The sequence below is a fragment of the Hydrogenophaga sp. L310 genome (assembly GCF_055703065.1).
Genome location: NZ_JBVPZA010000012.1, coordinates 47,778 through 64,884, shown reverse-complemented (window position 1 = coordinate 64,884; position 17,107 = coordinate 47,778). Strand labels below are relative to the sequence as shown.

14 protein-coding genes and 3 tRNA genes are annotated in these 17,107 nt (G+C 63.7%); 12 read left to right on the top strand and 5 right to left on the bottom strand.

Annotated features, from left to right (window positions below; translation table 11 throughout):
* Positions 1-3: 3 nt before the first annotated feature.
* The 9 genes from folC (at position 4) to AC0GNO_RS18385 (ending at position 7,374) form a co-directional block, all read left to right on the top strand.
* Positions 4-1,365 (top strand): bifunctional tetrahydrofolate synthase/dihydrofolate synthase, encoded by a 1,362-nt coding sequence (folC, locus tag AC0GNO_RS18425; RefSeq protein ID WP_472890163.1) that lies wholly within the window; start codon positions 4-6, stop codon positions 1,363-1,365.
* Positions 1,366-1,440: 75 nt separating this feature from the next.
* Positions 1,441-2,199 (top strand): SPOR domain-containing protein, encoded by a 759-nt coding sequence (locus tag AC0GNO_RS18420; protein WP_472904998.1) that lies wholly within the window; start codon positions 1,441-1,443, stop codon positions 2,197-2,199.
* Positions 2,200-2,230: 31 nt separating this feature from the next.
* Positions 2,231-2,716 carry a CvpA family protein gene (locus tag AC0GNO_RS18415; RefSeq protein ID WP_472890165.1) on the top strand — a complete coding sequence of 162 codons (486 nt, stop codon included), beginning with the start codon at positions 2,231-2,233 and terminating at the stop codon, positions 2,714-2,716.
* A gap of 33 nt (positions 2,717-2,749) precedes the next feature.
* Entirely contained in the window at positions 2,750-4,252 is a 1,503-nt protein-coding gene (gene purF, locus AC0GNO_RS18410; protein ID WP_304920511.1) for an amidophosphoribosyltransferase, read from the top strand.
* Between the two features lie 8 nt (positions 4,253-4,260).
* Entirely contained in the window at positions 4,261-5,469 is a 1,209-nt protein-coding gene (locus tag AC0GNO_RS18405; RefSeq protein WP_472904997.1) for an O-succinylhomoserine sulfhydrylase, read from the top strand.
* 83 nt (positions 5,470-5,552) lie between these two features.
* Positions 5,553-6,941 (top strand): glutamate--tRNA ligase, encoded by a 1,389-nt coding sequence (gene gltX / locus AC0GNO_RS18400; protein ID WP_472904996.1) that lies wholly within the window; start codon positions 5,553-5,555, stop codon positions 6,939-6,941.
* A gap of 75 nt (positions 6,942-7,016) precedes the next feature.
* A tRNA-Ala gene (locus tag AC0GNO_RS18395) sits at positions 7,017-7,092 on the top strand.
* 75 nt (positions 7,093-7,167) lie between these two features.
* Positions 7,168-7,243, top strand: a tRNA-Glu gene (locus AC0GNO_RS18390).
* A gap of 54 nt (positions 7,244-7,297) precedes the next feature.
* Positions 7,298-7,374, top strand: a tRNA-Asp gene (locus tag AC0GNO_RS18385).
* A 103-nt stretch (positions 7,375-7,477) separates the two neighbouring features.
* Here AC0GNO_RS18385 and AC0GNO_RS18380 read toward each other — a convergent pair.
* From AC0GNO_RS18380 to AC0GNO_RS18370, 3 genes are read right to left on the bottom strand one after another with little or no spacing between them, the layout of a single operon-like run.
* Entirely contained in the window at positions 7,478-8,389 is a 912-nt protein-coding gene (locus tag AC0GNO_RS18380) for a DMT family transporter (protein ID WP_472904995.1), read from the bottom strand.
* 12 nt (positions 8,390-8,401) lie between these two features.
* On the bottom strand, positions 8,402-8,917 hold the full coding sequence (locus tag AC0GNO_RS18375) for a methylated-DNA--[protein]-cysteine S-methyltransferase (protein ID WP_472904994.1): 516 nt from the start codon (positions 8,915-8,917) through the stop codon (positions 8,402-8,404).
* On the bottom strand, positions 8,914-10,449 hold the full coding sequence (locus AC0GNO_RS18370; protein WP_472904993.1) for a DNA-3-methyladenine glycosylase 2 family protein: 1,536 nt from the start codon (positions 10,447-10,449) through the stop codon (positions 8,914-8,916). Before AC0GNO_RS18370 ends, AC0GNO_RS18375 begins: the two co-directional genes overlap by 4 nt.
* Before the next feature lie 116 nt (positions 10,450-10,565).
* On the opposite strand from AC0GNO_RS18370, the gene AC0GNO_RS18365 reads away from it, so the two are divergent.
* From AC0GNO_RS18365 to AC0GNO_RS18355, 3 genes are all read left to right on the top strand, one after another.
* Positions 10,566-11,948 (top strand): phosphomannomutase/phosphoglucomutase, encoded by a 1,383-nt coding sequence (locus AC0GNO_RS18365; protein ID WP_472904992.1) that lies wholly within the window; start codon positions 10,566-10,568, stop codon positions 11,946-11,948.
* A 114-nt stretch (positions 11,949-12,062) separates the two neighbouring features.
* Positions 12,063-13,358 carry an O-antigen ligase family protein gene (locus AC0GNO_RS18360; RefSeq protein ID WP_472904991.1) on the top strand — a complete coding sequence of 432 codons (1,296 nt, stop codon included), beginning with the start codon at positions 12,063-12,065 and terminating at the stop codon, positions 13,356-13,358.
* A complete protein-coding gene (locus AC0GNO_RS18355; protein WP_472904990.1) occupies positions 13,355-14,263 on the top strand; it encodes a glycosyltransferase family 2 protein in 909 nt (302 codons plus the stop codon). The genes AC0GNO_RS18360 and AC0GNO_RS18355 overlap by 4 nt, the downstream gene beginning before the upstream one ends.
* Positions 14,264-14,290: 27 nt before the next feature.
* On the opposite strand, the gene AC0GNO_RS18350 is transcribed toward AC0GNO_RS18355, so the two are convergent.
* Together AC0GNO_RS18350 and AC0GNO_RS18345 are read right to left on the bottom strand one after the other, a co-directional pair.
* Complete coding sequence (locus AC0GNO_RS18350; protein ID WP_472904989.1) at positions 14,291-16,342, bottom strand: 3-deoxy-D-manno-octulosonic acid kinase; 2,052 nt, start codon at positions 16,340-16,342, stop codon at positions 14,291-14,293.
* Positions 16,318-17,058, bottom strand: a complete 741-nt coding sequence (locus AC0GNO_RS18345; protein WP_290971584.1) for a glycosyltransferase — start codon at positions 17,056-17,058, stop codon at positions 16,318-16,320. Before AC0GNO_RS18345 ends, AC0GNO_RS18350 begins: the two co-directional genes overlap by 25 nt.
* Positions 17,059-17,107 lie beyond the last annotated feature (49 nt).

Sequence of the window (17,107 nt, the reverse complement as noted above, 5' to 3'; positions counted from 1 at the left end):
GCCATGTTGAACATCGCCTTGCCTGAACACCCTTCCACGCTGGCCGAATGGCTGGAACACTGCGAGCGCCTGCACCCGGTTGCCATCGACATGGGACTGGGGCGGGTTCAGCAGGTAGCCCAGCGCATGGGGCTGGTCATGGACATGCCGGTGATCACGGTGGCGGGCACCAACGGCAAGGGCTCGACCTGCGCCATGCTCGAAGCCATCTACGGCCAGGCGGGTTACCGCACCGGGGTCTACACCTCGCCGCACCTGGTTCACTTTGAAGAGCGCTGTCGCATCGCGGGTGAGGCGGTGGCCGCCGGCGATCTGTTGCCCGGTTTTGCCGAGGTTGAGCAGGCCCGCCAAGGGCAGGGAAGTGATCAGGAGACGATCAGCCTGAGCTATTTCGAGTTCACCACGCTGGCGATCCTGCGCACGCTGTCGCGCGCCGGGCTCGATGTGGTGATTCTGGAGGTGGGGCTGGGTGGCCGGCTGGACGCGGTCAACATCGTCGATGCCGACTGTGCTGTCATCACCAGCATTGCGCTGGACCACATGGCATTGCTGGGCAACGACCGCGAGGCGATCGGTTTCGAGAAGGCAGGCATCATGCGCACCGGCCGCCCGGTGGTGGTGAGCGATCCGGTGCCGCCGCAAAGCGTGCTGGACCGGGCGCTGGAAGTGGGTGCCAATCTCTGGCGCCTGGGCAAGGACTTTCACTTTGCCGGTGACCAGCAGCAGTGGGGCTGGGCCATGCACCCGTCCCACGGCGGGCGGCGTTACGCCGGTCTGGCCTACCCGGCGCTGCGCGGTGCCAACCAGCTGGTGAACGCGTCGGGCGTGCTGGCCGCCCTTGAGGCGCTGCGCCCACGCCTGCCCGTGACCGCGCAGGCGGTGCGCAATGGGCTGGCGATGGTGGAGTTGCCAGGGCGCTTCCAGATCGTGCCCGGCACCCCGACGCTGGTGCTGGATGTGGCGCACAACCCGCATTCGGTGGCCGCTCTGGCTGAAAACCTGGACGCCATGGGCTATTACCCAACCACCCACGCGGTCTTCGGTGCCATGGCCGACAAGGACCTGGGCGCCATGCTGGAGCGCATCGCGCCGCTGATCGACCGCTGGCATGTGACGGATCTGCCGTTGCCGCGCGCCAGCAGCGCCGAGGCGCTGGCCCAGTTGCTCGACGCCCACCCACGCACCGCGCCGGACGGGAAAAGCCGCGTCGCAGGATGCCATTCCAGCCCCATGGACGCCCTGCGGGCGGCGGTGTCGGTTGCAGACCCCGCTGATAGAATCGTGGTCTTTGGTTCCTTCTTCACCGTGGGTGGGATTTTGCAGGATGGGATACCCCGGCTGTCGGCGAAACACCTGACCGCCTGACCCCTTCCTCGATCACGCCTTGGCGCGTTTTTGCGCCTCGCCTACGGCTTTGAAAGCGTATTGGTCCACCCCCGAATGCTCACACCCCGTTCAGGTTCCCAGAGCAGCCCCACGACGCCTCCGCCTCAGAGCATCGAGGCCATTCGCCGCCGCGCCCGTCACCGTCTGATCGGTGCCGCCGTGCTGGTGTTGCTTGGCGTGATGGGCTTTCCGATGCTCTTTGACACGCAGCCGCGTCCTGTCGCTGTGGACATTCCGATCGAGATTCCGGCACGCCAGCCCGCGCAACCCTTGTCAGGCGAAAAAGTCACCGGCCAGCAGGCCCCTACGCCGGCCCGGACCCCTGAACCGATTCCTGAAGAGGTCGACAAAAGCAAGAGTCCGTTGGGGCGTTTGCCGGCCGGTGGCGGGCTTGATGCGCGTGAAGAGGTGGTGGTGGCAGCGCCGGCGGCCGACAAACCCGCCACGAAGGACGCGACCGAGGTCGCTGCGAAGACCGCACCGAAGCCCGTGGCCAAGGTCGAAGCGCCTGCCAAAGAAAGCACCACCGCCACCGAAGCCGCCCGGGCCAAGGCCTTGCTGGAAGACAAACCCGGGGCTGCCAGCGTGCGCATCGTGGTGCAGGTGGGCGCTTTCGCCGAGGCCGACCGTGCGCGCGAGACCCGTTTGAAACTGGAGCGCGCAGGCCTCACGACATACACCCATGTGGCCGAAACGCCGCAAGGCAAGCGGATACGCGTGCGCCTGGGGCCCTTCGCGAGCCGGGCCGAGGCCGACAAGGCGGCGGCGCGCGTGAAGGCCCTCGGACTGCCCGCCGCCATCCTGACCTTGTGATGGGGCTGTTTTTTATCGCGGGCCCCGGCGCATGAACTGGGTCGATGGTGTTTTGCTGGCGGTGCTGGTGCTGTCGGCGGTGCTGGGCCTGTGGCGCGGCCTGGTGTACGAGGTGATTTCCGTGGCGGGCTGGGTGGCGGCTTTTTTGCTGGCCCAGGCCTACGCCGACGAGGTGGCTGCGGTGTTGCCCATGGGGGATGCCTTGCCGGCCTTGAAGCTGGCGGCGGGGTTTGCGCTGGTGTTCATTGCCACGGCGTTTGCGGGTGGTTTGCTGGCCTGGCTGGTGAAACAGCTGGTGGCGTCGGTGGGGCTCAGGCCCATCGACCGGGTGTTGGGGGGCGCCTTTGGTCTGGCTCGGGGGGTGTTGATCCTGCTGGCCCTGACGGTGGTGATCAGCATGACCCCTTTGCGTGCCGAAACCGACTGGCGGGCGTCGGTGGTGGCCGATGCCATGGCGGACAGTGTTCACACACTGCGCCCCCTGTTGCCGGCAGCTCTGGCGAGCTACCTGCCTTGAAGTTTTTGTCACTATTTCCGTAAGGATCCGATCATGTGTGGAATCGTTGGCGTTGTGAGCCAGGCGCCGGTCAACCAGCTCATCTACGACGCACTCCTGCTGCTGCAGCACCGGGGCCAGGATGCGGCCGGCATCGTGACCGAACAAGGTCGCAAGTTCTTCATGCACAAGGCCAAGGGCATGGTGCGTGACGTGTTCCGCACGCGCAACATGCGCAGCCTGCCCGGCCACTGCGGCCTGGGCCAGGTGCGTTACCCGACCGCGGGCAATGCCTACAGCGAAGAAGAAGCGCAACCGTTTTATGTGAACGCGCCGTTTGGCCTGGTGCTGGTGCACAACGGCAACCTGACCAATGCACAGGCCTTGAAGCAGGAGCTGTTTCAGACCGACCACCGCCACATCAACACCGACAGCGACTCCGAGGTGCTGCTCAACGTGCTGGCCCACGAGCTGGAAAAAGTCAGCCGCGGCATCACGCTGAAGCCCGCCGACGTGTTTGCGGCGGTGCGCGGCGTGCACCAGCGTATTCGCGGCTCGTACGCCGTGGTTGCCCTGATCGCCGGCCACGGCCTGCTCGCCTTCCGCGACCCCTACGGCATCCGGCCGCTGTGTGTGGGTCGGCAGGGCGACAGCGTGATGGTGGCGAGCGAATCGGTCACGCTCGAAGGCAACGGGTTTGAACTGGATCGCGACATCCAGCCGGGCGAAGCGCTGTTCGTGGCCCACGACGGCAGCACGCAGTTCGAGCAGTGCGCCGAGAAGACCAGCCACAACCCCTGTATTTTTGAGTACGTCTACCTTGCGAGGCCGGACTCGGTGCTCGACGGCATCTCGGTCTACCAGGCGCGCCTGAACCTGGGCAAGACCCTGGCCAAGCGCCTGGTGTCCACCGTGCCGCCGAACGAGATCGACGTCGTGATCCCGATCCCCGAATCTTCGCGCCCCAGCGCCATGGAGCTGGCCCAGTTGCTGGGTCTGCCGTACCGCGAAGGTTTCGTGAAGAACCGTTATGTGGGCCGCACCTTCATCATGCCGGGGCAGGGCGTGCGCAAGAAGTCGGTGCGCCAGAAGCTCAACGTGATCGCGAGCGAGTTCAAGGGCCGCAACGTGCTGCTGGTCGACGACTCCATCGTGCGTGGCACGACCAGCCGCGAGATCGTGCAGATGGCGCGTGATGCCGGCGCGCGCAAGGTCTACCTGGCCAGCGCCGCGCCGCCGGTGCGTTATCCCAATGTCTACGGCATCGACATGCCGACCTCGAGCGAGCTCGTGGCGCACGACCGCACGGTGGAACAGGTGCGCGAGAGCATTGGCTGTGACGCGCTGATCTACCAGGACGTGGACGCGATGAAGCAGGCCATCGGCTCGCTCAATCCGAACCTGGCCGGCTTTGACGCCTCGTGTTTCGATGGCGTCTATGTCACCGGCGACATCACGCTCGAGACCATCGAACGCATGAACCAGGGCCGCGACCAGAGCGAAGAAGGCCAGGAAGACAACTCGCGTCTGGCCTTGCCCAACGCCCAGACCGCCTGAACACGCCCATGCCTTTAGACAAAGACCCCGACCTTCACCGCGACACCCTGGCCGTGCGCGCCGCCGTGCCGCGCACCCCCTATGGTGAAAACTCCGAAGCCCTGTTCCTGACCAGCGGCTATGTGCAGCCCTCGGCCGAAGCCGCCGCGCGGCGGTTTGCGGGCGACGAAGACGGCTACACCTACGGCCGCTACGGCAACCCCACGGTGTCCAGCTTCGAGCAGCGCCTGGCGGCACTGGAAGGCGCAGAAGCCTGCATCTCCACCGCCTCGGGCATGTCGGCGATCCTGATGATGTGCATGGGCCTGCTGCAAAGCGGCGATCACGTGATCTGCTCGCATTCCATGTTCGGCTCGACCATCAAGCTGATCGGTTCGGATCTGGCCAAGTTCGGCGTGCAGTCGAGTTTTGTCTCGCAGACCGATGTGTCGGCCTGGGCTGCGGCCGTCAAGCCCAACACGAAGCTGCTGTTCGCCGAGACGCCCACCAACCCATTGACCGACGTCTGCGACATCCGCGCGCTGGCCGACATCGCGCACAACGCGGGCGCGCTGCTGGCGGTGGACAACTGCTTCGCCACACCGGCGCTGCAGCGTCCCATGGCGCTGGGGGCCGACATCGTCATGCACTCGGGCACCAAGTACCTGGATGGCCAGGGCCGCGTGATGGCCGGTGCCCTGTGTGCCAGCCAGCAGCTGGTGACCAAAACCTTCCTGCCGGTGCTCAAGAGCGGCGGCATGACGCTGGCTCCGTTCAACGCCTGGGTCGTGCTCAAGGGCCTGGAGACGCTGGAGATCCGCATGCAGGCGCAATCCGCCCGCGCGCTGGCGCTGGCGCAGTGGCTGCAGTTGCATCCGGGTGTGGCGCGCGTGTTTTACCCCGGCCTCAGCAGCCATCCGCAGCACGAGCTGGCCATGGCCCAGCAGTCGAACTGCGGTGGTGCCGTGCTGTCGTTTGAGGTCAAAGCATCCGATGCCGATCAGGCCCGCCAGCGCGCTTTCCACGTCCTCGATTCGCTCCAGACGCTATCGCTGTCCACCAACCTGGGCGACACCAAGACCCTGTGTGCCCACCCCGCCAGCACGTCACACGGCCGTCTGACCGAAGCGCAGCGCCAGATTTCCGGCGTCAGCCAGGGCCTGATCCGCGTCGCCGTGGGCCTCGAACACCTCACCGACATCCAGACCGACCTCGACCGCGGCCTCAGCGCGCGTTAACCCCACGTTCATCACCTCGTGTATTCACTTCCCCCCATGGGGGTGCGGGTCTCCCCAGGGGCGGCCCGTCGAGAGACCCTGAAATGACAGCACCCATTCGCACCCGCTTCGCTCCGTCGCCCACCGGCTTCATCCACCTGGGCAACATCCGCTCGGCCCTGTACCCCTGGGCCTTCGCCCGCGCTACCGGCGGCGTTTTCGTGCTGCGCATCGAAGACACCGACCTCGAACGTTCTTCGCAGGCCGCGGTGGATGTGATCATCGAGGGCATGAAGTGGCTGGGTCTGGACCACGATGAAGGCCCGTTCTACCAGATGCAGCGCATGGACCGGTACAAGGCGGTGCTGGCCGAAATGGTGGCCGGCGGTCACGTCTACCCCTGCTACATGAGCATGGCCGAGCTGGACGCGCTGCGCGAGCGCCAGATGGCCAACAAGGAAAAGCCGCGCTATGACGGCACCTGGCGCCCCGAACCGGGCAAGGTCTTGCCGCCGGTACCGGAAGGCGTGAAGCCGGTGCTGCGCTTCAAGAACCCGCAGGGCGGCGTCGTGGCCTGGGGCGACAAGGTCAAGGGACTGATCGAAATCCGCAACGACGAACTCGACGACCTGGTGATCGCGCGCCCCGACGGCACGCCCACCTACAACTTCTGCGTCGTGGTGGACGACATCGACATGGCGATCACCCACGTGATCCGGGGTGACGACCACGTGAACAACACGCCGCGCCAGATCAACATCTTCAAAGCGCTCGGCAAAGAGCCGCCGGTGTACGCCCACCTGCCCACCGTGCTCAACGAGCAGGGCGAGAAGATGAGCAAGCGCAACGGTGCCAAGCCCGTGACGCAGTACCGCGACGAGGGTTACCTGCCGGATGCGATGGTGAACTACCTCGCGCGCCTGGGCTGGAGCCACGGCGACGACGAAATTTTCAGCCGCGCGCAGTTCCTCGAATGGTTCAACCTCGATCACCTCGGCCGCAGTGCCGCGCAGTTCGACGAAGCCAAGCTGCGCTGGGTCAACGCCCAGCACATGAAGGCCATGGACGATGGGGCGCTCAGCACCCTGGTGGCCGAGCAGCTGGCGAAACGTGGCATCACCGCCGACGAGCGGCTGCCGCGCATCTGTGGCCTGTTCAAGGACCGCTGTGATACGACCGTAGCGCTGGCCGGCTGGGCCGCTGCCTTCTACGCCGATGTGACGCCCAGCACCGAAGAGCGCGCGCAGCATGTCACGTCAGCCATTCAGCCCGCGCTGGCCACGCTGGCGGAGAAGCTGGCTGCCAGTGCCTGGGACAAGGCCAGCATCTCGGCGGCCATCAAGGAAACCATCACCGCCCACGGCATCAAGATGCCGCAACTGGCGATGCCGGTGCGCGTGCTGGTCATGGGCACGGCGCAGACGCCGTCGCTGGACGCGGTGCTCGAACTGCAAAATCAGCAAACAGTTTTGGCACGACTTCAAAATCGCTGAAAAATGTCCTATAATTTGAGGCTTGCTGATTCGCACCAAGCGGTGACATGCGAAGCGTGAATCAACAAACCTTGTGGGGGTATAGCTCAGCTGGGAGAGCGCTTGCATGGCATGCAAGAGGTCAGCGGTTCGATCCCGCTTACCTCCACCACAATTTGTGAAGCTTGTGCCGGTGTCTTGATAAAGGCACTGATACAATGCGAAGTTCGGTTAGTTCCAAGGTTTTGACCCTATCGTCTAGAGGCCTAGGACATCACCCTTTCACGGTGAGTACCGGGGTTCGAATCCCCGTAGGGTCGCCAAGTTTGTGGCACTTGGCCTGAAGCGAAAGCCTCAGGCAAAAGCTGCACCACTGCGGAGTGGTAGTTCAGTTGGTTAGAATACCGGCCTGTCACGCCGGGGGTCGCGGGTTCGAGCCCCGTCCACTCCGCCAGTTAAAGACAAACCGCCCAGTTGCAAGACTGCGGCGGTTTTTTCTTGTGCGCTTCAGAATGGGTTTGGTTTGGCGTGCGGCCGCCATAAGCAGCGTGCCGCCATCAAGTTGCCCGTTCCAGCCTTCCCAGGCGCACCAGCCCGGTGGAGAGCGCGGTGCCGCAGACGATGATGACGCCACAGGTCACCATCCAGGGGGTGATGTTTTCGCCCAGAAAGAACACACCGTACATCAGCGCAAACACCGGGACCAGGAACGTGACGGTCAGCGCCTTCGACGGTCCAGCTTGCTCGATGATGTGGAAAAACAGGATGTACGCGATGGATGTGCAGAACAAGGCCACCGCCGCGAGCGCACCCCAGGCGCCCAGACTCACGGGTGTTTCGGGCCAGAGCCAGAACGTGGGCAGCGCCAGGCCGAGCGCAGCGCCGATCTGGCTGCCGGTGGCCGTGGCCAGGGGGTGTGCGCCGGTCAGGTAGCGCTTGGTGAAACTGGCGGCCAGGCCATAACACGTGGTGGCCAGCAGGCAGGCGCCCATGGCCAGCAAGGTCGTGCCGATGGATGCGGCGCCGGCCACGCCGGTGGCGCTGAATCCGGATTTCCCGATCACGAGCAGGGTCACACCGACAAAGCCGATCAGCAAACCCAGCATGCGGGAGCCGCTCGGTCGATCCTTGAGCCAGAGCCAGGCCACCACCGCACCGGTCAGGGGCACGGTGGCATTGAGGATGGAGGTCAGGCCGGTGGTGATGTGCATCACGGCGTAGGCAAACAGCGCAAATGGAATGCCCGAGTTCAGCAGGCCGACAAACAGGATGGGTCTGGCGCGCTGCCGGAAGTCGGCCCAGACGCCTTTGACGAGAAATACCGGCAGCAAAAACAGTGCGGCGAGTGCGACCCGCAGACCCGCCGTGGGCAGTGCGCCAAATTCGGCAGCACCCAGGCGCATGAACAGGAACGAGGAGCCCCAGAGGGCTGCGAGCAGAACGAACTCGGCGATCAGCGAAAGCGACATGGTGCAGACGATTCAGGCAAACAGACCGTCGCCACCCTCAAGCCGGAGCAGGGCCGCTTTGCGGTCAAGCCCGCCAGCATAGCCGGTGAGCGCGCCCTGTGCGCCCACCACCCGGTGGCAAGGCACCACGATGCCGAGGGGATTTCGTCCGATGGCCGCACCCACGGCGCGCACCGCTGCGGGGTTGCCGATGGCGCGGGCCAGTTCGCCATAGCTCCGTGTCTGGCCAAACGGAATGTCGAGCAGCGCTCGCCAGACCGAAGTCTGAAACGCGGTGCCGGCGGACAGATCCAGCGGAAGTTCAAATTGGCCGAGGCGCTGTTCAAAATAGGCGATCAGCTGGGCTGCCGCTGCGTTCAGGGTGGCGTTGTCCTGAACAGGTGTCCAGTCCAGGATCTGGCTTTCTGCAGGCCTGTGGCGCTGGTCCATGAACCAGACGCCACTCAAACCCGAGGGCGTGGCGGCCAGCAGCAACGGGCCCAATGGCGATGCGATGGTGGCTTTCACCCGATGTGTGGTGTGGTTCACGGTGTGGGTACTCCTGAGGTCGGGATGGGGAGATCAAACGTGCCGGCCCAGGCGCGAATCGCAGCGTAACTGCGCCAGGGACGCCAAGCGGTTGATTGCCGGCCGGCTTCGAGAGTGGCCGCCCGGCCTCGCCCCTCGATACCGAGCGCCTTGATCAGTGCCACGTCGCCCTCGGGCCAGGCATCGGGCCAGCGCAGGGCCCGCATGGCGATGTATTGTGCGGTCCAGGGGCCGATGCCCGGCAGTGCCTGCAGGGTTTGGGTTGTTGTGCGCACATCGGCATGGGCGTTCAGCACAAGGCTGCCTTCTAGCACCGCACGTGCCAGGGACATCAAGGCTTCCTGGCGTTGGCGCACGATGCCCAGCTCGCCCAGCGTGTTGGCGCTGACGCTGGCCAGTGCCTGGGCGGTCGGGAAGAGGCGGTGCAACGGCGGATGCGGTGTGGTGATGGTTTCTCCCAGTCGCCCGGTCAGCCGGATGGCCAGGGTGCGCGCTGCCGCCACCGTGATCTGTTGCCCCAGGATGGCACGCACGGCCAATTCGAAGCCGTCGAAACAGCCCGGTACGCGAAGACCGTCGCCCTCGGGAAAGTCGGCGTGCAACACGCTGTTGATGGCCTGCGGATGGGCGTCGAGGTCGAACAGGGCACGTACCCGCCAGATCACGGCCGGCAGCACGGGGAGCAGGCTGTCGCTCACCTGCAGCCACAACCGGTGGGCATCGAGGTCGAATCGCGCGGAGAACCAGCCCGTGTGCATCGATCCGCCGGATTCGACCCGTGCCGTTCGTTGCAGGCTGAGGGGAGCCTCTGGCTGGGCATTTTCGATGCCGGGCAGTTGCCGTTCGGCGAGAAAGCGCAAGAGCGCTGCGGCGTCGAAAGGTGGTCGCCAGAACAGCTGAACCGGGGTGCTGTCGCCGTGGCCGGTGGTGCTGGGCGGCTGTCTGCGCATCTGGCTGGGACTCAGGCTGTAATGGTCACCAAAGGCGGCGTTGAAGCGGCGCAGGCTGGCGAAGCCGCTGGCCAGGGCGATCTGGCTGATGGGCAGCGCCGTGTCGGCGAGCATCTGTTTGGCCGCCAGCAATTTGCGCGTGAGCAGGTATTGCAGCGGCGAGACGCCCAGCCGGTCTTCAAAAATACGGCGCAAATGGCGGTCGCTCACGCCCAGACGCGAGGCGAGTCGCGCCACCGTGGCGCCGCCTTCGATGGCCCCGGGCCAGTTCTGCGGGTTGTCCAGCCATTGCGTGGCTTGTTGCACGAGGATGTTGCGCGCGTCCTCGGTGGACCAGTGCCGCTGCAGTGGTGCGAGCTCCGGACGGCAACGCAGGCAGGGCCGGAAGCCCGCCTGTTCGGCCTGGGCTGCGTGCTCGAAGAAGCGGCAGTTCTCGCGCCGCGGCGTGCGCACGCGGCAGACCGGCCGGCAATAGATGCCAGTGGAGGTGACTGCGGTGAAGAACCGGCCGTCAAACCGGGCGTCGTGTGAACACAGCGCGAGGTAGCGGGCGTCGTCGTCGGTGGATTCGGGGGTGTCCATGGCGCCGATGTTAGAACCTCGCCCGCCTTTTGACTGGCCGTTTTCGGACCTGTGCTGCCGGCCTCGATCAGCCTCGCCACCTACAATGCGGGGATTGCCATCCACAGCTCCCATCCATGCAACTCGCGGCATCCATCTTCAAGGCTTACGACATCCGGGGTGTCGTTCCCGATACCCTCAACGAAGAGGTGGCAGAAGCCCTCGGGCTGGCTTTTGGAACGCAGGCTCTCCAGCAGGGTGAACACACTGTGGCCGTGGGCCGTGACGGCAGGCTGAGCGGACCGGCCCTGTCGGCGGCACTGATCCGCGGTCTCGTCGCGGCGGGTGTCGAGGTGATCGACATCGGCCTGGCCACCACCCCCATGTTGTACTTCGCCGCCCACACGCTGTGCTCCAGTGGCATCCAGGTCACCGGCAGCCACAATCCCAGGGACTACAACGGTTTCAAGATGGTGCTGGGTGGCCGCGCAATTTACGGCGATGACATCCAGGCGCTGCGCCGGATGATGGAGGTCGAAAACTGGCAGCGTGCGGACGGCGGACGGGTTCGCGAGGTGAACGTCGGCCCCGCCTACCAAGACCGCATCGTCAGCGATGTGAAACTCCAGCGCCCGATGCGGGTGGTGGTCGACTGTGGCAATGGCGTGGCGGGTGCATCCGCTCCGGCGCTGTTCCGCTCGCTCGGTTGCGAGGTGATCGAGCTGTTCAGCGAAGTGGACGGCAACTTTCCGAACCACCACCCGGACCCGAGCAAGCCGGAAAACCTGCAGGACGTGATCCGCACCCTGCGCGAGACCGGCGCCGAACTCGGCCTGGCCTTCGATGGCGATGGCGACCGCCTCGGCATCGTGACCCGGGGCGGCAACAACATCTACCCCGATCGCCAGATGATCCTGTTTGCGCGCGATGTGCTGTCGCGCGTGCCGGGCGGCAACATCCTGTTCGACGTCAAGTGTTCCCAGCGCCTGGCGCCGGCCATCGAAGCCGCTGGCGGCGTGGCGCACATCTACAAGACAGGGCATTCGCTGATCAAGGCCCGCATGAAGGAGCTGGACAGCCCGCTCGGGGGCGAGATGAGTGGTCACATCTTTTTCAAGGAACGCTGGTACGGTTTCGACGACGGCACCTACGCGGGTGCGCGCCTGCTGGAAATCCTCAGCCGCAGCCCGGACGCCAACGCCGTGCTCGACGCCTTGCCCACCAGCTTCAGCACCCCCGAACTCAATGTGGCCTGTGCCGAAGGCGAGCCCCACACGGTGGTCGCTCAACTGGTCGAACTGGCCCGCTTCGATGCGCCGGCCAAGATTTCCACCATCGACGGCGTGCGGGTGGACTGGCCCGACGGCTTTGGCCTGATCCGGGCCTCGAACACCACACCCGTGCTGGTGCTGCGTTTTGAGGGGCATACCCCCGAAGCCCTGCACCGCATCGAAGCCAGCATGCTGGACCTGCTCCGGCAGGCCAAGCCGGACGCGGTGGTGGGCGCCAGCGCACACTGAACGCAGAACCCGAGAACCCATGCGATGCTGTTCGGCTATCTGGAGTGGCAGTTATTTCCGGGCAAGTATTTTGATTGATTCAAGAAGATCGACGATAAAGATCGACAGAAACCTATGACGACTCTTGAGAGTCAACCTCATTTGCCTTCCCAGTTTTCCAACGGTTTTCCCAGATGGGCATGGTTGATTTTTCTGGCTTTGCTGGTCGCGGCACCCGCGTCGACGAAGCTGGCTGGATCGGCCTGGTTTCTGATCGTCTGCATGGGCGCTTGGGCTGTCTGGCGCCTGCCCGTCATGGCGCCAGCATCATCCGGGCAGGAAGTTTTGTACTCCGGTGTCAAATACTGGTTGTACTTTTGTCTTGCCGCATTTGGCTTCAAGGCCGTAGGAATGATCTATTGGAGTGATCCCTGGGGGACGCGCCATTTCGACTTCAGAATCTTGTTGATTGCGTTTGCGCTCCGTGTTCTGGTGCCACGGATCCGGTTGTCTGCCGGTCAAGTGCTTTTGTTGTTGATGGCATTGACACTGGCAAGTCTTTCAGCGATCGCCGTCAGCTATCTTCATGCCCAGTACGATTGGCCAACACCGTCAAACCGGATCAACTGGGCTGGTGGCTTGGCCATGTTGTCTTGTGTATTGCTCCCGATCGCTGGAACGCAGACGGCGAATTCACGCTGGAGAATTTTCGCGGTTATCGGTGTCCTTGTATATATTTCTGCCATTTTGATGTCGGGAGCGAGAGGGGCTTATCTCGCATTTCCCTGGATTGTTCTCTGCGGCTTGGTGGTTCTTCGCAAGAATTTATGCGATGGACGCTCTGGACCGGTCTCTTATCGTTTCATCATCACGATCGTCATTTTTGTGGCCGCTGTTCCGTTTCTTGCACCCAAAGTGCTTGAGGTTCCCAAGGAGCGTATCTCCATTGCGGTTTCTGAGGTTCGCGCGGTGTTGAGTGGTGTGGGCGCGGGCAGAAATGTTGTCGATACCTCCATTGGTGCGAGGGTTTACATGTGGCAGCGGAGTCTGGAAAAGATTCATGAAAACCCTTGGCTGGGCTATGGCAGGGCACAGCGGATCGAGTTCATAAAAACATGGGGCGCCGAGGCCAATGCACATATCGTCAAGGACCAGACCCATCTTCACAGTGAGTACATCAACGGCATGGTGGATCATGGAGTGTTCGGCCTGTTGAGCACTTTGACCTATATGATCGGGTTGGTTTGGCTGACATGGCATCTGCGTAAAAAGTACCCGGGGATGGCCATGTCGACAGGCGGATTGGCTTACATCCACTTCATGATGAGTTTTACCGACGCCAACTCGCAAACCAATAACTACAGTGTCATGATCAGCTTGTCATTGGTATCTATCTTTTTCTTGCGGCTCGCAAGATCCCGGAGTGATTGAGTGCCATTCTGGGCCTGCGTGTGCCCAAGTCATCCCTGCGTAAGGTGTATCCGAAAATGAAGGCGTCAGTCATCTTCACGACATACAATTCACCGGAATGGCTGGAGAAGGTGCTTTGGGGGTTCTTCTGCCAAACTGTCCAGGATTTTGAGATCATCATTGCCGATGACGGTTCTCGTGACGACACCCGGGCGGTGGTTGAAAGAATGCGACTGGAATCACCGGTCCCGATCCGGCATGTATGGCATCCGGACAACGGGTTTCAGAAATGTCAAATCCTGAATAAAGCCATACTTGCTGCGTCCGGTGACTACCTGATATTCACTGATGGAGACTGTATTCCTCGGGCAGATTTTGTCGAGCAGCATTTGAAGTTGTCTGGCCACGGGATTTTTTTGTCCGGAGGTTATTTCAAGCTGCCGATGCACATCAGCCAGTTGATATCTCATGAGGATATTCTTTCCCAGAAAATATTCGATATCAACTGGTTGTCTTCGAAGGGATTGAAAAGGTCAATCAAGAATCTGAAGCTGACCGCTCGCGGCTGGAGCGCATCTCTGTTGAATGCTCTGAGTCCGGCCAAATTGACCTGGAACGGACACAATGCATCCTGTCACAAGGAGTTCATTCTTGCCGTGAACGGCTTTGATGAGCGCATGCAATACGGCGGTGAAGATTGTGAATTCGGTGACCGGCTAAAACATCTGGGGCTTAAAGCCAGGCGTGTCCGCTACTCCGCGATCTGCGTTCACCTTGATCATGGTCGGGGATACGTCACCGCATCCATGCTTGAGGCCAACAGGGAAATTCGAGCAGAGACACTCCGCCATCGGACCGTCAAAGCCCTGGTGGGCATCGATCGGTACGGCGAAGACGAAAGCTGGGAATTGCCCCCAGAACACTGATTTGCGTTGTGTACGTGGCTCGGTGCGTCAGAGGTGGGAAGACGCAGCACGGTTGTGGCGGGCGACCGGTGTTTCTGAATAGCTGGTGGTCAGTAGCTTCCAGTTGTTTTCCTCCCAACAGAAGATCTCACGTTGGGTGTGTTCCTTGCGCAATGAACGCAGCAGTCGAGCGAGGTTTTGCTCTTTCCACGTTTCACCCGTACGGACCTCGCATTTGTCGAAATCCACGATCCAGGCCTGCCGGCTTTCGTCGAGCAACAGGTTGTGGCAGTTCAGATCGGAATGGAACACCTGGCGGTCGTGCAACTGTCGGATCGCGCGGCCCAGCGCACGCCACTCGTCGTCGCCCAGCGGCGCCTGTGAAAGGCGTTGCGCGACGTTCTGCGTGCCCGGAATCATGGCCACCAGAATGTCGGCGGTGTACCACCAGCCGCTGAGCAGCTGTCTGGCTGCCACCGGCGCTGGTACGGGCAGCCCCCAGGCGCGCATCCGGCGCAGCAGGGCGTATTCACCCATGGCCCGGCTGTCTGGTGCCCGACTGCGCCAGTAGCGATCGGGGCTGAACCGCGCCATCATTCCGCCACGCCGGTAGTGGCGCAACACCACCTCTTGGCCCTCAAGCTGCAGCCTGTGGGCTTGACCGCGACCACTGCCGGTGGCCAGTGCGGTGGCGTCTTTCTCGGGTTCAAACAGACTGGGGCTGCATTGCGTGAGCATGGCCGGGTCGTGCCAGAGTGTCTGGTTCGTCAGCGACTGCTGCAACACCTGAGTCAACAAGCCGGGCTGCGTGGGTTGCCACAAGGGTTTGAGCGCCTGCAGGCTGCGCTGGCTGCTGCCCTGCTGCCGCTCGACGAAGTGGCGCGCCTGTTCACCTTTGTCGGCCAGCCGGGCCGGTTCGTCCAGCCAGCGCCCGGCGGTTTCCAGCAGTTCCAGGGCCGACGCGACGCGTTCGCCGATGCCGTGGGCTTCGATCTCCTGATAAAGGCTCTGGAAATGCTGCGTGCGAGGACCGAACAGCACAGGTTTGCCGCAGGCCAGCGCTTCGAGCGCGTTGTGGCCACCGATGGCGGCCAGGCTGCCACCGATGAAGCACACGTTGGCGTGGGCGTACCAGAGGCCGAGTTCGCCCATGGTGTCGGCCAGGTACACGCCTGTTTCCGGCGCCAGCGTTTCCTGCCGGCTGCGCCGGGCATAGGGCAGTCCTGTCTGATCGATCAACCGGGCGACGGCATCGAAGCGTTCAGGGTGCCTGGGCACCAGGATCAGGACGCAGCCAGGATGGCGCGCAGCAAAGGCCGGCCAGGCTGCCAGCAGGGCGTCTTCTTCGCCTTCGTGGGTGCTGCCGGCCACGACCACCGGGCGCCCGTCCAGCCAGGGCAGTGCCTGTGAACCGGCTTGCGCCAGCGGCTGGTCGAACTTGAGGTTGCCGGTTTCCAGCAGGCGGTCAGCCGGTACGCCCAGCGCCCGCAGGCGCTCGGTGGTCGGCGCATCGGCGGTCGCCACCAGGGCGAGTTGTGCCCACACCGGGCGCATCAGGGCCTGCCAGCGCTGGTAAGACCGGGCGGAAGCCTGCGACAGGCGGGCATTGACCAGCGCCACCGGAATCGCGCGCTGGCGGCATTGCAGCAGCAGTTCCGGCCACAGCTCGCGCTCGATCAGCACCACCAGCTGGGGTTGCAGGCGGTCCAGAAAACGGACCGTTGCACCCGGCGTGTCGATGGGAAAAAAGACGTGCTGGATGGCCCCTCCCCAATGGCTGCGCAACTGACGCGCGCCGGTTGGCGACTGGGTGCTGACGGTGATCGTGTGGTCGGGCCATTCCTGGCGAAGCGCCTCGATCAGGGGGCGCGCGGCCTGCACCTCGCCGACCGATGCCGCATGGATCAGCAGACCGCCCAAAGAGGCGGGCGCGGGTTCGATGAAGCCGAGGCGTTGCGCCAAGCCCAGCCGGTAGCCGGGATCCTTGCGGCCCCGCCACCAGAGCCAGGCCAGCATCGGCAGCGTCAGCCCCCTCAGCAGCAGCCGGTAGCTCCGGTGCGCCAGCGGGACGGCCTTCAACGCCAATGGTCGGCGACCCATTGGGTCGGCAGCACGCGCCGGTACCACTTGCCGCTGACGCCGGCGATCGCGTCGGGCGGGTTGGGCTTGCCGTGGAAGGCGATGATGCGTGCGCCTTCAGGGATGGTGGGTGGCAGGAACCAGCCCATGATGCCGCCGCGCAGGCAGTGGCGCTTGAAACTGCGGCACCAGGTGTCGGGCCAGTAGCTGAGCTTGCCCTGGCGCGCCAGATAAAGCGTGATGAACTCCTGCTCGTTGCGCACGGTGCTGATCGAGGCCGGGTAGTCGTTCTTCAGGTGTTCCAGCGCGTCGGCGTGGGCGCCGATGGTGTAGACATAGCAGGAGGTGTTGCCCGTTCCGTCGCTCTTGTCCCATTCCTTGATCACGGTGAACTCGCCGGGCTGTTCAAAGAACGGGTCCAGGCTGTCCAGGATGACGATGTCCAGGTCGAGAAACAGCGTGCGACCCTGCAGGTCGTAGAGCGGGCTGGCGAAACTGGTGAGCTTGAGCCAGCCGTGGCCAAAGGTCCAGGGTTTGCGCTGGTCGAACTCGTCAAAGCCCACCATGGGGATGGGCTTGACTTCGATCGCCGGGTCGATGCCGGCGCCATCGTCGGTCAGGCAGACGAAGCGGAACGGCCGGTGCAGGTGGCGGCTGACCATGCTGTGCAGTTTGTTGACGTACTCGGGGCCGTACTTCTTGCCCCATTTGATGCACAGCACATTGACCGCTTGCATGAATCACCCTTCACTGGATCGCGCAGCCCAGGGCGACATGCCCGGCCGG

Coding starts and splice junctions, on each gene's coding strand:
- folC (WP_472890163.1), top strand. CDS start 4: ATGTTGAACATCGCCTTGCCTGAACACCCTTCCACGCTGGCCGAATGG.
- AC0GNO_RS18420 (WP_472904998.1), top strand. CDS start 1,441: ATGCTCACACCCCGTTCAGGTTCCCAGAGCAGCCCCACGACGCCTCCG.
- AC0GNO_RS18415 (WP_472890165.1), top strand. CDS start 2,231: ATGAACTGGGTCGATGGTGTTTTGCTGGCGGTGCTGGTGCTGTCGGCG.
- purF (WP_304920511.1), top strand. CDS start 2,750: ATGTGTGGAATCGTTGGCGTTGTGAGCCAGGCGCCGGTCAACCAGCTC.
- AC0GNO_RS18405 (WP_472904997.1), top strand. CDS start 4,261: ATGCCTTTAGACAAAGACCCCGACCTTCACCGCGACACCCTGGCCGTG.
- gltX (WP_472904996.1), top strand. CDS start 5,553: ATGACAGCACCCATTCGCACCCGCTTCGCTCCGTCGCCCACCGGCTTC.
- AC0GNO_RS18380 (WP_472904995.1), bottom strand. CDS start 8,389: ATGTCGCTTTCGCTGATCGCCGAGTTCGTTCTGCTCGCAGCCCTCTGG.
- AC0GNO_RS18370 (WP_472904993.1), bottom strand. CDS start 10,449: ATGGACACCCCCGAATCCACCGACGACGACGCCCGCTACCTCGCGCTG.
- AC0GNO_RS18365 (WP_472904992.1), top strand. CDS start 10,566: ATGCAACTCGCGGCATCCATCTTCAAGGCTTACGACATCCGGGGTGTC.
- AC0GNO_RS18360 (WP_472904991.1), top strand. CDS start 12,063: ATGACGACTCTTGAGAGTCAACCTCATTTGCCTTCCCAGTTTTCCAAC.
- AC0GNO_RS18350 (WP_472904989.1), bottom strand. CDS start 16,342: ATGGGTCGCCGACCATTGGCGTTGAAGGCCGTCCCGCTGGCGCACCGG.
- AC0GNO_RS18345 (WP_290971584.1), bottom strand. CDS start 17,058: ATGCAAGCGGTCAATGTGCTGTGCATCAAATGGGGCAAGAAGTACGGC.